Here is a 14992-nt window from a genome sequence, read left to right on the forward strand (position 1 = left end):
TCATTGGTTCAACCAATTGGCCGACCAATGAGCTAAGCGCAGTCCATGCAGACGGGCTGCCCGTCTTCTTCGTGGTCCAGGCGCTTATTGGACTGCACCAAGTAGCACACGGAACAGGTGAACTCGTTTTCCTTGCGCGGCACGACAGTGACGTTGAGCTCCTCGCCCGTCAGGTCTACTGACGGCGGCTCAAAAGCCTCGACGATTTCGCCATCGTCATCCATGCCGTTGTTGTCATTTTCAGCCGCCTTCAGGCCCTCGAGGGAATCAGCCTCGAGCTCATCTTCAGCGCGGCGACGCGGTGCGTCATAATCGGTGGCCATAATGCTTGCCTCTGTGAGTCAGATAGATAGGTACGTGTATTTATCGACGGCATCCTAAGCCACACAGGCCCGCGTGTCACACTCGCCCCGCCATGGGGGCACCATGCGGCTCACCCTAATACCCCCTCCGCTCCTGCTTTCATGGTTCTAAGCTGTGCGTTTGCACCTTTCGTATCGTGGAAAATTTTTCTGGGTAAAGCTCCTCACACCCCACCCAATATGCATTGGGGCACGATGCATCGGACAGCGAAAATCGGAGTATTGTCCCCCACACCTTCGGCTTAAATGCTGAAGTATCACCACATCATCGGGCGGCTAAACATAGACTGTCGGTATGACCGTGCAAGAATCACAGCAGCAGGACACGAATCCGAGCCCCCAGCACCATGGCCATGCCTTCGGCATCGATGTTGGAGGCTCCGGTATCAAGGGTGCCGTAGTAGACCTCGCGACAGGAGAGTTCGTCGGCGACCGCCTCAAGATCGCCACACCACAGCCTGCCACCCCCGACGCCGTGGCCACGGTAATCGCGCAGATCGTCGCTGAGAAGAACTGGGACGGTCCTGTCGGAATCACCATGCCCGCGGTGGTTAAAGAACAGATTATTCGCAGCGCAGCGAATATTGATAAGTCATGGATCGGGGTCGATGCACAGGACTTGCTGAGCAAGTACCTCGCTGCTCCTTGTACTGTGCTTAACGACGCCGACGCAGCCGGCCTCGCCGAGGTGGCCTACGGCGATGACGTCGCGCGCTCCGGCCCCGTTATCTTCCTTACGCTAGGCACCGGCATCGGCTCTGCCTTCCTACTAGATGGCCAGCTCTTCCCTAATACGGAGATCGGCCACCTCATCGTCGGGGAAAAGGAGGCAGAGCACCAAGCCTCGTCCGCAGTCAAGGATCGTGAGGGGCTCAAGACTAAGCAGTGGGCAAAGCGCGTCAACCGAGTACTCCATGAATACGAGGCGCTTTTTAACCCCTCAGCTTTTGTCATCGGCGGTGGAATCTCTCGAAAGTTTGACAAGTGGGGCGAGCACCTGAGCATCGAAACCCCAGTCGTTGCAGCTCAGCTCCGCAATCGCGCGGGCATCGTCGGGGCCGCAATGGCAGCAAAGGAAGGCATTCGCCCATAAACCGAGCAGACCCTATCTTCCCCAGTCGACCCCAGTCACCGCCTAGTGACAAAAATGATCTATACTGGGCTGTCGATTATCGAATATCCAGCGGCGCGCCTCCCCTGCTCATTACGGAGGCGGGCTAGCATCGGGGACTAGTCGCGATAAACTTGCGCGTCCCCATAGTTTCCACTCAAAGAGCAAGTCGAAAGGGCGTACGTGGCAGCCACTGATTCTTCAGACCAGGTACTCGGCGAGGGCGAGAGCGCCTCCGAGGCATCTGCACCTGCACAGAAGACCGCCAAGAAGACGGCAAAAAAGACAACCAAGAAGACGGCTAAGAAAACCGCGAAAAAGACTGCGAAGAAAACGGCTAAAAAGACGGCTAAAAAGACCGCCAAGAAGGCTGCTAAGAAGACAACTCGCAAGTCTGCGCAGAAGGCGACGAAGAAAACCGCCAAGAAGACTGTGCGCAAGTCGGCAGCCAAGAAGGCAACCTCGCCTGAAAGCTCTGAATCTGCCGAAGAGCTCGCAGAGGATCAGAACGACGAGCTGGATGCCGAAACCAACGACGATGCCGATATCGACTTCGATCCGGACAACGCAGAGTTGGACGAGGACGACGAGTTCGGTGACGACGATGACGACCTCGAGGGCGAGGACTCTGAAGAAGAAGATGACGGCTCATCTGTCTGGGATGAGGATGAGTCCGCAGCCCTGCGCCAGGCTCGCAAGGATGCAGAGCTAACTGCCTCGGCAGACTCTGTCCGTGCCTACCTGAAGCAAATCGGCAAGGTCGCCCTGCTCAACGCAGAGCAGGAGGTATCCCTGGCCAAGCGCATCGAGGCCGGCTTATACGCTCAATACCGCATGGATGAGATGGAAAAGGCCCGCGCCGAGGGCGACAAGGCCGCCAAGCTCTCCCCCATGGAGAAGCGCGATATGCGCGCCATCGCCCGTGATGGACGCAAGGCAAAGAACCACCTCCTCGAAGCGAACCTCCGCCTCGTCGTGTCCTTGGCTAAGCGCTACACAGGCCGCGGCATGGCATTCTTGGACCTCATCCAGGAAGGCAACTTGGGCCTGATCCGTGCCGTTGAGAAATTCGACTACACCAAGGGTTATAAGTTCTCCACTTATGCCACGTGGTGGATTCGCCAGGCCATCACCCGCGCCATGGCGGACCAGGCCCGTACCATTCGCATTCCGGTGCACATGGTGGAGGTCATCAACAAGCTGGGCCGTATCCAGCGTGAGCTGTTGCAGGACTTGGGCCGCGAGCCTACCCCTCTGGAGCTGGCGAAGGAAATGGACATCACCGAGGAAAAGGTGCTGGAGATCCAGCAGTATGCCCGCGAGCCTATTTCCTTGGACCAGACCATCGGTGATGAGGGTGACTCCCAGCTCGGTGATTTCATCGAGGATTCCGAGGCCGTCATTGCCGTCGACGCTGTGTCCTTCACTTTGCTGCAGGACCAGCTCCAAGATGTGCTCACTACCCTTTCTGAGCGCGAGGCCGGCGTGGTTCGCCTGCGCTTCGGCCTGACCGATGGCATGCCGCGCACTTTAGACGAAATTGGCCAAGTCTACGGCGTTACCCGCGAGCGTATTCGCCAGATCGAGTCGAAGACCATGTCTAAGCTGCGCCACCCATCGCGTTCCCAGGTGCTGCGCGACTACCTGGACTAAGCAAACTGAAGAAATAAAGCGGCGAGGAGGGCTAAACCTCCTCGCCGCTTTTTCTTTGCCCTATACAGCCGGCAAACCCAAGGGCTTTCTAGCCTTCGATCCCCAGCTCAATGGCTGTGGCGATCCGATCGATAACGTCTTTATCGGAAACATCTCCGCTGATGGTCACCGAAGCGCCCTGGGATACCCCGAGAGACATCAGCATCATTGCAGAGTCTGCCGCTGCCGACTCTCCGTCACAGGAGAGGGTGACATCCCCTGCCGCTTCCGCCGCCAGCTCTGCAATCCGTGACGCCGGACGTGCATGCAGACCCGCCTCATCGGCCACAGTCACTGTCAGCGAGTACCCATCAGCGTTTGTTGCTAGGTCATCCTCGGCCGCAGACGCAGTGGCTGAGGGCTGCTTCGGAACGAAGACTTCGATGGCGCGTTCCGCGGCTTTGATCACGGCGGCGAGTCCATCGCCCTGCTGAGCGGCGGTGGCTGCTGCAATAGTGGCTTCGACCAAGGGGGCATCGACAAACGTCACCGTGTCTTCGTCAAGGAACTCGAGAACGGACTCAACGGTCATCGTGGCCGAGCCTATATCGGTGAGGACAACCACGCTAAGGCCTTGGCCACGTGCGTGGCTGATAGCCCCTTCGACGAGGTCAAAGGACGTTCCGATGCCGCCCTCCTCCAGACCACCGGCAGGAAGGATGGTCACGTCAGGAGCCATCTGAGCAGCAAGCTCAGTCAGACCTTCAGCGAGCTTTGCCGAGTGTGATACGAGAACGAGTCCAACGCGGGGTTGTGCCATATCCTATGCTTCCTCCTTGAGGGTTTCGGCGGCGCCCGCAGCCGCAGCGATGAAAAGTGCCGAGGATGTAGCGCCCGGATCCTTGTGTCCAGCAGAACGCTCCCCTAGGTAGGAAGCGCGGCCTTTCGTGGCCACCATCGGGATAGTCGCTTCTGCGCCTGTTGCTGCGGCGTCGGCAGCCGCGCGCAGCACTTGAGCGGGGCTCTGTGCGGCATCCGCCGCAGCGCGAGCGGCCCGTGCGGCCGGCGCCCAGGCATCGACCATCGTCTTCTCCCCTTCAGAGGCCTTACCACGGGTGGCTATTCCCTCAAGCGCGGCCTCAATGAGAGCGGCCGTCGTAGGCGCATCGATCTCTCCAGAGCCTGCGGCCTTAGCCGCGCGTAGAAAAGCGGTTCCCAGCAATGGACCAGAGGCGCCACCAACGGTGGACATAAGCGTCTTTGCCGTCAGCTTCAACACATCAGCAACGTGAGACGTCTCCGGTGAGATATCCGAATCCACTTTCTCCGCGACAGCTCGGAAACCGCGGTCGACGTTTGCGCCATGGTCACTATCCCCGATGGCGCGGTCAAGCTCGATGAGTTCCTCGCGGTGTTCGTATGCCGCTGCGGCGCAGTTTTTCATCCATGCCTGGGCCCACGCTGTTGTCAAAGTTGCATTGTCGGTCATATCTACATTCCTTGTCGTAGTGCAGCGGTGTGGCACGGGGCATCAAAAAGCTCAAGGTCTTCCTCGTCCGCGCGCATGACTGTAACGGAGCAACCGGCCATATCTAGACTAGTAACGAAGTTACCCACGAGGGAACGCTCGATGCTAACACCCGCGTCCTTCAGACGCTGAGCCACACGACGGTAGACCACGTACAGCTCGGACGCCGGAGTAGCACCCATGCCGTTGACAAGGACAATGGTACGCTCCCCATCACCCAGCTTAAGGTCTGCCAACACCGGATCAAGCAGATGGTCAGTTACGTCGTCGGCAGAGACCAACGGAATTTCCTTGCGGCCCGGCTCCCCATGAATACCCACGCCGAGCTCGACTTCGTCTTCCCCGAGGTCAAAGGAGGGCTTGCCCACGTGTGGCACCGTGCAGGCACTCAGCGCTGCGCCCATGGTCGCGGTGTTTTCTACCACCTTCTTCGCCACAGCGGCCACCGCCGCGAGATCATCACCGCGCTCGGCTGCAGCACCCGCCAGCTTTTCTACCAACAGTGTGCCGGCAACACCGCGGCGACCAGCTGTAAAAGTGGAATCCTCCACCGCAACATCATCGTCCACGATGACCTGGCTGACCTCAATATCATCGAATTCCGCCAGCTCCGCCGCGGTGTCGAAGTTGAGAACATCGCCGGTGTAGTTCTTGACGATGTAGAGCACCCCCGCCCCGGCATTAGCTGCCTCCGTGGCCGCTTGGATTGCGTCCGGCGTTGGCGATGTAAACATGGCACCGGGCACTGCTGCATCCAACATGCCGTAGCCAACGAAGCCGGCATGCAGCGGCTCATGTCCAGAACCGCCCCCGGAGACTATGGCTACCTTGCCGTCTTCTTTCTTCTGCGAGCGGGACACAAAGAGAGGATCGGTGGATCGAGTGACTATGTCACCGTGTGCTAAAGCAAAGCCCTCCACGGATTCCTCTACTACGCTGTCCGGCGAGTTGATGAGCTTCTTCATCATCCTTCTCCTTAGGTTTTCATTGCCCTCGAGCACTCTTCTGGGAATGCTGCCGAGCCTACCCTCGCTACCGGACGGTCTGCCGAGACCAGCGTAACGCTCCTGTAGCCCCCGCCTCACCTTCTTAGCTCTTCGCGGCCTTTTGAACCTGCAACGCACCAAAGACACCGAGTACCAAGAACATCACTGCGGCCAGAAGCGACCATCGAGCTGCATCACTCATGCCTTCGCTCAACGCCTGCACCAACGCTGTTGTCTGTTCCCCAAAGGGTCCAGCCGCGCCCTGTGCGCGAAGTCCTGCGATGCTCGAGCCCGCGGACTGGCGGGTAGCTTCCGCCATGGCATCTGCGGCTGGGCCGACGACGTCGATGTCTTCGAGCGCCTTCGGCAACGCCAGTGCTAGGGCGACGGAAAAGACGGAACCAGAAACCGCGGTGCCGAGGGAGGAGCCGATCTGGCGGACCGTGCTCTGGGTAGCAGATGCCTGCCCCGAATTCGCTACCGGTATCTCGCTCAAGACCGTGCCCGTCAACTGCGCAGATGCGAACCCCAAGCCCACGCCATACAACACAAGCGGAAGCGCGATGACCCAGCCGCTAGTGTCCGGACTCAGGAGCATCGCGAGGATAAGCGCGCCGACAACTTCTAGGCCCAGACCTATGAGCACTGTTCCAGGAGCACCAAAGCGGCCAGCAACATGCCGTGCGGCGGCTCCCGAAATAAAGGCGCCGATTGCCATCGCCGCGAGCACGAGGCCAGCGGACATCACACTCAAGCCCAGCGCATTAATGAGGTACAGCGGGAGGATAAAAATAATCGCAAACTCACCGATAGCTACCGCGCCCGCGGTGATGTTTCCCCAGGAAAACGTGGAGTAGGAAAAGAGGCCCAGGTCCAGCAGCGCGGAGCGTTGTACTCGCTCACGGTGCTCCTCCCAGCGGATGAACAAACTGAAACTGATCGCGGCGATGAGCAGTGCAACTGGCACCGCAGATACCGGCGCGGTGGTGGGCCATGTCCAGCCGAACACCGTCAGCTCGGACTGTGGTGTCCACCAGCCAAGACTTGGCCCCTCAATCACCGCGAAAACAAGGGCTCCGAAGGCAATCGCGCTCAACTGTGCGCCATCGACGTCGACCCCGGGCCGTTTTTCGGGGCTACGGGTTTCCCGCACGGTGAGCACAGCTCCAACAGCCACGATGATGCCAATGGGAACATTGACCAGGAAGATCCAATGCCACGATACCCACTGGGTAAGCGCGCCACCGGCCAAAGGTCCGACGGCGGCGGCGCCAGAGATAACTGCGCCCCACACACCGAATGCAGCCGCGCGATACTTGCCTCGGAAAACGGCGTTCACCGTGGACAAGGTTGAGGGCATGATAAACGCTGCACCCACTGCTTGTACTGCACGCGCGGAAATGAGCGTGCCTGCGGAGTCCGCGAAACCCGCCCACACGCTGCCTGCTACGAAAATGCTAAGACCGGCGAGAAACGCTCGCTTGCGACCCCAACTATCCGCGATCTTTCCGGTGGACAACAACAGTGCGGCAAGCACTACCGCGTAGAGGCTGTTGACCCACTGCGCCTGAGTTATGTCCAGTTTGAGGTCAGTAATAATAGCCGGCAGCGCTACCCCGACGATGGTGCCATCAAGGACAATGACGCCCAGTCCTACCGACAAAACCGCAAGACTAATCCAGTCACGGCGGGTCGGCACCGCCGTGATGGAACCCGCTGTGGGCGACAACATGACTAGGCGCTCACGGGTGCCGGGGTGGAAGAGTTAGCCGGCTCCTTCAATGCGCGGCCAAGTGCGACAACGAAGAGAACGAGGCCAATCGTGATGAGGATGTGGCCAATACCGGCAATCCCGACGATCATGGCGGTGGATTCCTCGCCCAACACGGTCAGGCTGCCGTGCCAGATGAGCATTCCAACGGTAAGCACGACACCAATGTTGTAGAACCAGAAGAAGGAGTTAAACAGCTTCTTATTCCGCGAGACGCCGAATACCTTGTCCACGACGAGGAAGATCAAAAACATCATGAATCCCAGCGCCAAGAGGTGGGTATGGGCCACGCCCAACTGGGTGAACTGGCCCTCCGGGAAATCATTTGCGCGTGTGAACTCACGGTAGAATAGTCCTGCTGCCAACCCCATAACGAGGTAGAAAATAGCTGCTCTATACAGGGACTTCATTACTTGTTCCTTCCTAGCCACGGTGTTGTGGCTGCTGCACCGAGGGTGTTATCTATCACGGCCAAAGCCTTCTGGTATCCATCCTGCTTGGCGCAGCCAGCACAGTCATCGAGTGGTCGGCTGACTTTGACATCAACCAACTAGTTGATCGCGCACCTAGCCCTCAGCCCGCAGCTCTCTTCTTCCCCGAATCCACGCCGACTCAGCGGCGCCAACTACCACTTGCGCAGATAATCGATGCGCTCTTGGAGCTGCTCGGCGTCGCACAACGCGGTGGGAGGGCCGCCGCAAGCCTTGCGGGCTTCAGTGTGAATAGCGCCGTGTGGGCGGCCGGTGCGTTGAGCGGTGATGGACACTACTGTGTTGAGCTCCTTGCGTAACGCGGAAATCTCATCCACCACACCTGACTGGGAACCGGTGCTGCTTGCCGATGCCTCCGCCCCACGCTTGGGCGCGTGCGGGGTGCCGTAGAGCTTGCGGCGCTGTTCCTCCGCTGCTTCCGCAGCCCGGCGCGCCTTCTCTTCTGCCTCGCGGCGGTCCAGCTCATCGGACTGCTTCTTGCGCAAAAGGTCCTTGACCTGGTCGGCGTCGAGAAGCCCGGGGATGCCGAGGAAATCCTCTTCTTCATCGGTGATATTGCCCGTGGTGAACTGCGAGCCGTTGTAAAGCAGTCCTGAAAATTCTGCTTCCGCGCCTAAGGATTCATAGGAAGGCTCGAGCATGTCCGGTTCGGACTTCTTCTTATTGGCGTCCTCGAGCAGCTCATCGTCCCAGCCATCCTTGTCGGGGTTTTTCTCCCCTCCCAGGACGTGGTCGCGCTGCTTCTCCATGTTCTCGGCAAGCCCCAAGAGCACCGGCACGGAAGGAAGAAAGACGGAGGCGGTCTCCCCTGGCATGCGGGAGCGCACGAAGCGCCCGATGGCCTGCGCGAAGAAGAGCGGTGTCGACGCAGAGGTGGCATACACACCCACGGCGAGGCGGGGAACGTCGACGCCCTCCGACACCATGCGCACGGCCACCATCCACTCGTCGGTGGATTCAGAGAACTCTGCAATACGCGCCGAGGAGCCTGGGTCATCGGAGAGGATGACGGAGACGGGGGTATTGGAAATCTGCTTGAGGATCTTGGCGTAGGCGCGCGCGGTTGTCGTGTCGGTAGCGAGCACGAGACCGCCGGCATCCGGCATGTTGCGGCGCATCTGCATCAGCCGTGTGTGCGCCGCCTGCAGGACGGTGGGGATCCACTCGCCTTTCGGGTCGAGGGCCGTGCGCCATGCCCGGGCGGTCTGCTCCGGATTGAGAATATCGCCGAGCCGGGCCGCATGTTCCTCACCGGCGCTATCACGCCAGCGGGATTCGCCGGAGTAGCTGAGGAAGACGACGGGGCGCACGACACCGTCGGCAAGCGCATCGCCATAGCCATACGTGTGATCAGAGCGGGATACGAGGTGACCTTCCCCATCCTCCTCGTAGCGCACGAAGGGAATTTGCGAGTCATCGGAGCGAAAGGGGGTACCGGTCAGCGCGAGGCGGTGCTCCGCATCATCATAGGCTTCCCGCACGCCATCGCCCCAGCTCTTGGCATCACCGGCGTGGTGGATCTCATCGAGGATCACCAGGGTGCGCCGGGCTGAGGCCACCGCGCGGTGTTTGTATGGGTGCATGCCCACCTGCGCATAAGTCACCACGACACCGTCCATCGCGGGGTTGACTCCCGAGGAGTTTGTGAACTTGGGGTCGAGCGCTAAGCCAACGCGGGAGGCGGATTCCGACCACTGCACTTTGAGGTGCTCGGTGGGCACCACCACGATGACGCGCTCAACGGTGCGGTCCGCCATAAGCTCTGTGGCCACCCGCAGGGCGAAGGTGGTCTTACCTGCACCTGGCGTTGCCACCGCCATGAAATCCTTCGGCTTGGTGGCTAGGAACTTATCCAAAGCAGCGCGTTGCCACACGCGCAGCGAACCGTTATTGGCAAATCTCTGTGCTGGAGTCTGTGTAGACACGGTCAGCGACTATCCCCCTCTAGTTATCCCAACATCCCGCTTCTGTGAAGTTCTCTATCCCTAATGCTTGGCATCGACGCAGGATGAACGTCGATGCGCAGCTTAACGGCGGCGCAAGCTCTTATAGACGCGCTCGCAGTCAGGGCACACGGGCGAACCAGGTTTGGCTTGCTTGGTTACCGGGAAGGTCTCTCCGCACAGGGCAACGACGTACTTGCCGTTGACCGCGGAGTCGAGGATCTGGTTCTTCTTCACGTAGTGGAAGAACTTCGGGGTGTCGTCGTTGGTCGACGTATCCTCGCGGACATCAGGGCGCTCAATAGTCTTAGTCGTCGTACTCACGCCCACTATCATGCCGCATCAGTATCGAAGTTGGCGAGTCCTCCAGCTACGCTGATAGGCATGACCCCTTCGAACTCGCGCGATAACGCCCGCCATACCCCACGATCGGGGCAGCGGCGCGGACGCCGATTCGGGCGCGAAACGCACCTCATCACCACGGCAAAACTCGCCCCCGGTCAGGACCGGCATCGCCGCGAGATCATCTACTCCATACTGCAGTTTCTGCGCGTTCCATCCCTCCTGATTGCCGGGGCCATGGTTTATGTCTGGCAGTGGTGGATCCCCGCCGCCCTTGTCGTGGCCGTCACCTTCCCCCTCCCCTGGATCGCTGTGGTCATTGGCAATGGCCGGGGTCAAAAGAAAGACAAGCGCGAAAAAGCTGTTTATAAACCAGCCCTTGCCCGGCAAATGGCGCAAGCACAACGTGAAGAACTCACCAGCGGTTCCCATGGTGAACTGCCCAGCACGCCTGGGCGGCACAAACCCTCGTCAGGAGCAGACACAAACAGTACTGCAGCTGACACTATTGACCACGAAGATTAGAACATCACTGTATTCCCTCCCCGATGCATTTAAGGATTCTCTTGTGAGCACCCAGCAGCCTTCTCCTTTTGGCCCAGCGATGAACCCGGAACACCCCATCGCGGACGTTGCGGCAGAACTTTCCCGAGTGTTTGCGGAGGCAGGGTTTAGTGCGGATGGCATCGCAGGCCATTTGGGACCCGAGTACACCGAAGCCCTGCATCGCGGCGAGCCCGCCGCAGTTGCGCTAGGAGCAAGCGGTGATTCCCGTCTGGACCATCTCATCCGTATCTTCTTGCTGCATGAACACGTACCAGCCACGCTGCTTTCCGACGTCCTCGGAGCACGCCTAGCCGCCCAACTCATTGATTGCGGTGTCGTGCTCAGCGACGAACACGGCACCGCCTACGTGGCTTATGACATTCGACCGCACATCATCGTGGGCAAGAATCGTGTCGTGTTCTCCGATGTTGATGCATCTCTGGTGCATCACGTCCCCGGCCCCGAGCATGTGTTGGGAGTGGGCTCGGCCAGCCTGTCCTTGTTGCATTCAACGCCAACGACACCAGTGGAATCAGTACTAGATTTAGGCACGGGTTCAGGCGTCCAGGTCCTTGGGCAGCTGGATTCTGCGCAACGCATTGTGGCTACCGACGTCCATGAGCGAGCCCTTGAACTCGCCCGCGCCACCGTCCTCGCGGCGGAGGCGGAAGACCGCGTTGAGCTACGCCACGGCTCCTGGTACGAACCCGTTGAGAATGAGCGCTTCGACCGCATCGTGGCTAATCCTCCATTCGTGGTTGGCTTACCCGAAGTGGGGCATGTCTATCGAGACTCCGGCCTCAACCTGGATGGAGCAAGTGAGCTGGTGGTCTCCCAGGCAGTCGAGCATCTCAACCCTGGGGGCACAGCGCACGTACTCGCAGCCTGGGTGCATCAAGGCGAAGAATCGTGGCAGCAGCGCGTCGCCTCGTGGCTACCGGATACCGGCGTCGCCGCATGGATCATTCAGCGCGATGTGGCGGACCCAGCGTTATATGTCTCAACCTGGTTGAGCGATGAATCCGTGGATGTTCGCAGCCCTGAAGGCCAAGAGCGGTCTCGCCGGTGGCTGGAGCACTTCCGTGAAAACGAGGTCACCGGAATCGGGTTTGGTTTCGTGGCCATCCAGCGCATCGGTGAGGACGAGCCCTCGGATATCTTGGCGGAGACCATGGCGCAGCCAGTTATCGATCCGCTCGGCCCGGAAGTGGAAGAATACTTCGCGCGCGTCGAATGGCTGCGCAACCTGGTGCCGGGTGAATTAGAAACTAAGCATGTACAGCTGCGCCCCGGGGTGGCCCGTGAGGACGTTGCGCTGCCCGATGGGGACCTGGGCATGGGCTTTGAGCGCGCGGCACTGCGGCTCAGCCGTACCGATGGCCCCCGCTGGCAGCACGATGTCGATGAGCATCTCGCGGCCATTGTCGCCGGGTTTAACCCGAATGGTTTGAGCATCGGTGAAACCATCGAGCTCTACGCCGCCGCGCAGGGTTTTGAAGAAGCCGAGTTGGTCAGCGCAGCACTTCCGGCCATCGTGGATCTTATCCGCCACGGGCTTCTCATCCCGACTGAGCTGCTAGCTTTTAGCCACACTGAGTAGCCTCGCGCCCCCACTAAGAGCCTCTTTACTCCTTCAATCCCCGCGTACTTCTCATCCGAGAAAGAACTCCTCTACAGAAAGGTTGTGTACTTCCCTGCCATGCGTGCTGTTTTAACCCGTGTTTCTGAAGCCTCTGTCACCGTTGACAACGACGTCGTTGGGTCCATTACCTGCCCCGACACCGGCGGAGTCCTAGCACTCATTGGTGTGTCGCGGGAGGACGTCGAGGCAGGTGGTGACGCCACCGCTAGCGACGGCCCGACTTTAGAGGAGAGGATGGACACGATGGCGCGCAAGATCGCTGAGCTGCGCATCCTCGAGGGTGAGACCAGCGTGGTCGATAGTGGTGCGCCAGTTCTGGTGGTAAGCCAGTTCACCCTCTACGGACGAACCGCGAAAGGCCGCCGACCTTCGTGGTCAGATGCAGCCCCAGGCGAGGCCGCGGAGCCGGTGATCCAGGGTGTAGTTGCGCGCCTGCGCGAACGCGGAATCACCGTGGAGGAAGGCCAGTTCGGAGCGATGATGCGCGTCTCCTCGGTCAACGAAGGGCCGTTCACCGTGCTCGTGGAGGTCTAGGTGCGGTGCACCTCCCCCAAAATGGCCTAAAACCTCACTCTTCCCGCGGGGTGTTAGAACATTTTTCGGGCCACGGGAACTAACTGCGCCGAAAGCTCGTTGTAGGAGATGAACCAAGCCGCAACTTAGGAGGCATGAGATGGCCACATCATCCGCTGCTAGCGTCCAGGACGAGGACGGACAGGAAGTTGACCGCGGCTCACGCCGTAACCAAACAAATGACAATCCCTCTGCGGACTTGGTCCGCGTTTATCTCAACGGAATCGGCAAAACTGCGCTGCTGAGTGCTGAGGACGAGGTTGAGCTCGCACAGGCCATCGAGGTAGGCCTGTACGCCGAATACAAGCTCGCTAATGCCGAAAAGTTGACCCGCGCTGAGAAGCGCGACCTGAAGATTTTGGCCCGCGAAGGCAAGAAGGCTCGCTCCCACCTCTTGGAGGCCAATCTGCGTCTCGTAGTCTCCCTGGCTAAGCGTTATACCGGCCGCGGCATGCCGCTGCTGGACCTCATCCAGGAAGGTAACTTGGGCCTGATTCGTGCGATGGAGAAGTTTGATTATGCCAAGGGCTTCAAGTTCTCCACGTATGCAACGTGGTGGATCCGCCAGGCCATTACCCGCGGCATGGCTGACCAGTCCCGCACTATCCGCCTCCCCGTGCACCTAGTTGAGCAGGTAAATAAGCTTTCCCGCATTAAACGCGAGATGTACCAGTCCTTGGGCCGCGAGGCCACGAATGAGGAGCTCGCGGAGGAATCCGGAATCGAAGAGTCCAAGATCGAGATGCTGCTGCGCCAGTCCCGCGATCCTGTTTCCTTGGACATGCCGGTCGGTACCGATGAGGAAGCCCCGTTGGGTGACTTCATTGAGGATGCCGAGGCAACGGATGCCGAGACCGCTGTGGTGGCCTCCATGCGCCACTCCGATATCCGCTCCGTGATTGGTTCCCTCGAGGAACGCGAACAGGATGTCATCCGCCTACGCTATGGCTTGGACGATGGTGTCCCGCGCACCCTCGACCAGATTGGCCGCAAGTTCGGCCTCTCTCGTGAACGCGTTCGCCAAATCGAGCGTGAGGTGATGGCCAAGTTGCGCGAGGGCAACCGTGCGGACCGCCTCCGCGAGTACGCGCTCTAAGCCTTAGCTGACTTCCCAGCCTTAGCCATTGAGGAATGCCTTTGCTGCCCAGTTGACTTGTGCTGCTGGGCCGCAGAGGACGTTGCTCGGTGGCTTTTTCTTTCCTCGCGGTGGTCCTCACGGTTTTTAATTCCCGCCCCTCTCCTCCCTGTCGAACGCACAGTGCTGCGCGCTCTCAGCTTTCGAAAAATGCGCTATTGTTTAAGGTATTCTCTTAATACACTTTTATTACCGCGCCTAAACCTATGTGGCTACGGACCGCCGACAACGCAGAAAGGTAAGCCCACGTGAGGGACCTAGTTGACACCACGGAAATGTATCTGCGAACCATCTACGAGCTCGAAGAGGAAGGTATTACCCCACTGCGTGCTCGAATTGCAGAGCGTTTAGAGCAGTCCGGACCGACCGTCTCCCAGACCGTGGCCCGGATGGAGCGCGATGGACTTCTTCACGTGCGCACCGACCGCAGCCTTGATCTCACTCAGCAGGGCCGCGAATTAGCTACCAACGTCATGCGCAAACACCGCTTGGCTGAGCGGTTGCTCACGGATGTCCTTGGCCTTGATATCCACAAGGTCCACGACGAGGCCTGCCGGTGGGAACACGTCATGAGCGAAGAAGTAGAAAAGCGAGTCGTCGCGGTGCTGGAGGATTCCTCCCGCTCACCATTCGGCAACCCAATCCCCGGTTTGGCACAGCTGGGCATGTCTCCGGTAGAGCTCGACTTGGGCACGCGCGCCATCGACCTTCCCACGGGGCAAGAAACCGAGGCCACTATCGTGCAAATCAATGAGGTCTTGCAAGCTGATAATTCCACCTTCCACGACCTGTATGCCTGCGGAATCCAGGTTGGCTCGCACGTCACCGTAGTCAATGAGAGCGGGACGATTAGGCTGACAACGAAATCAGGACACACTGTCGAGCTTGTCGACGACCTTGCTCACGCTATCCGCGTCAAGGAGGACTAAA

At 59.6% G+C, this 14992-nt stretch carries 15 protein-coding genes; 7 read left to right on the plus strand and 8 right to left on the minus strand.

The window, feature by feature from the left end; all coding sequences use genetic code 11:
- Positions 1-32 precede the first annotated feature (32 nt).
- Complete coding sequence (locus CAURIM_RS07635) at positions 33-323, minus strand: DUF4193 domain-containing protein (protein WP_070446770.1); 291 nt, start codon at positions 321-323, stop codon at positions 33-35.
- Positions 324-657: 334 nt separating this feature from the next.
- Here CAURIM_RS07635 and ppgK point away from each other — a divergent pair, with 334 nt between their 5' ends.
- Both ppgK and CAURIM_RS07645 read left to right on the plus strand, forming a co-directional pair.
- Positions 658-1455: a polyphosphate--glucose phosphotransferase gene (ppgK, locus tag CAURIM_RS07640; protein ID WP_201828048.1), complete on the plus strand. Its 798-nt coding sequence runs from the start codon at positions 658-660 to the stop codon at positions 1453-1455.
- Positions 1456-1656: 201 nt separating this feature from the next.
- Positions 1657-3126: an RNA polymerase sigma factor gene (locus CAURIM_RS07645; protein ID WP_201828045.1), complete on the plus strand. Its 1470-nt coding sequence runs from the start codon at positions 1657-1659 to the stop codon at positions 3124-3126.
- Between the two features lie 88 nt (positions 3127-3214).
- On the opposite strand, the gene dhaM is transcribed toward CAURIM_RS07645, so the two are convergent.
- From dhaM to CAURIM_RS07680, 7 genes are all read right to left on the minus strand, one after another.
- On the minus strand, positions 3215-3925 hold the full coding sequence (gene dhaM, locus CAURIM_RS07650; protein ID WP_201828042.1) for a dihydroxyacetone kinase phosphoryl donor subunit DhaM: 711 nt from the start codon (positions 3923-3925) through the stop codon (positions 3215-3217).
- 3 nt (positions 3926-3928) lie between these two features.
- Positions 3929-4594: a dihydroxyacetone kinase subunit DhaL gene (gene dhaL, locus CAURIM_RS07655; RefSeq protein ID WP_201828039.1), complete on the minus strand. Its 666-nt coding sequence runs from the start codon at positions 4592-4594 to the stop codon at positions 3929-3931.
- A gap of 2 nt (positions 4595-4596) precedes the next feature.
- Entirely contained in the window at positions 4597-5598 is a 1002-nt protein-coding gene (gene dhaK / locus CAURIM_RS07660; RefSeq protein WP_070446765.1) for a dihydroxyacetone kinase subunit DhaK, read from the minus strand.
- A gap of 124 nt (positions 5599-5722) precedes the next feature.
- Positions 5723-7351 carry a DHA2 family efflux MFS transporter permease subunit gene (locus CAURIM_RS07665; RefSeq protein ID WP_070446764.1) on the minus strand — a complete coding sequence of 543 codons (1629 nt, stop codon included), beginning with the start codon at positions 7349-7351 and terminating at the stop codon, positions 5723-5725.
- A gap of 2 nt (positions 7352-7353) precedes the next feature.
- Positions 7354-7800, minus strand: a complete 447-nt coding sequence (locus CAURIM_RS07670) for a DUF2871 domain-containing protein (protein ID WP_201828036.1) — start codon at positions 7798-7800, stop codon at positions 7354-7356.
- 215 nt (positions 7801-8015) lie between these two features.
- On the minus strand, positions 8016-9806 hold the full coding sequence (locus tag CAURIM_RS07675; RefSeq protein ID WP_070446762.1) for a DEAD/DEAH box helicase: 1791 nt from the start codon (positions 9804-9806) through the stop codon (positions 8016-8018).
- Between the two features lie 102 nt (positions 9807-9908).
- Positions 9909-10160: a DUF3039 domain-containing protein gene (locus tag CAURIM_RS07680; RefSeq protein ID WP_012715089.1), complete on the minus strand. Its 252-nt coding sequence runs from the start codon at positions 10158-10160 to the stop codon at positions 9909-9911.
- A 48-nt stretch (positions 10161-10208) separates the two neighbouring features.
- Here CAURIM_RS07680 and CAURIM_RS07685 point away from each other — a divergent pair, with 48 nt between their 5' ends.
- From CAURIM_RS07685 to CAURIM_RS07705, 5 genes are all read left to right on the plus strand, one after another.
- Positions 10209-10691: a DUF3099 domain-containing protein gene (locus CAURIM_RS07685; RefSeq protein WP_141740731.1), complete on the plus strand. Its 483-nt coding sequence runs from the start codon at positions 10209-10211 to the stop codon at positions 10689-10691.
- Between the two features lie 79 nt (positions 10692-10770).
- A complete protein-coding gene (locus tag CAURIM_RS07690; protein WP_201829549.1) occupies positions 10771-12312 on the plus strand; it encodes a DUF7782 domain-containing protein in 1542 nt (513 codons plus the stop codon).
- 99 nt (positions 12313-12411) lie between these two features.
- Positions 12412-12888: a D-aminoacyl-tRNA deacylase gene (gene dtd / locus CAURIM_RS07695; protein ID WP_070719169.1), complete on the plus strand. Its 477-nt coding sequence runs from the start codon at positions 12412-12414 to the stop codon at positions 12886-12888.
- 139 nt (positions 12889-13027) lie between these two features.
- A complete protein-coding gene (locus CAURIM_RS07700) occupies positions 13028-14023 on the plus strand; it encodes a sigma-70 family RNA polymerase sigma factor (protein WP_046648202.1) in 996 nt (331 codons plus the stop codon).
- Between the two features lie 287 nt (positions 14024-14310).
- Positions 14311-14991 carry a metal-dependent transcriptional regulator gene (locus CAURIM_RS07705; protein WP_070446758.1) on the plus strand — a complete coding sequence of 227 codons (681 nt, stop codon included), beginning with the start codon at positions 14311-14313 and terminating at the stop codon, positions 14989-14991.
- Position 14992 lies beyond the last annotated feature (1 nt).

This window comes from Corynebacterium aurimucosum, from assembly GCF_030408555.1.
Classification (GTDB): Bacteria; Actinomycetota; Actinomycetes; order Mycobacteriales; family Mycobacteriaceae; genus Corynebacterium; species Corynebacterium aurimucosum.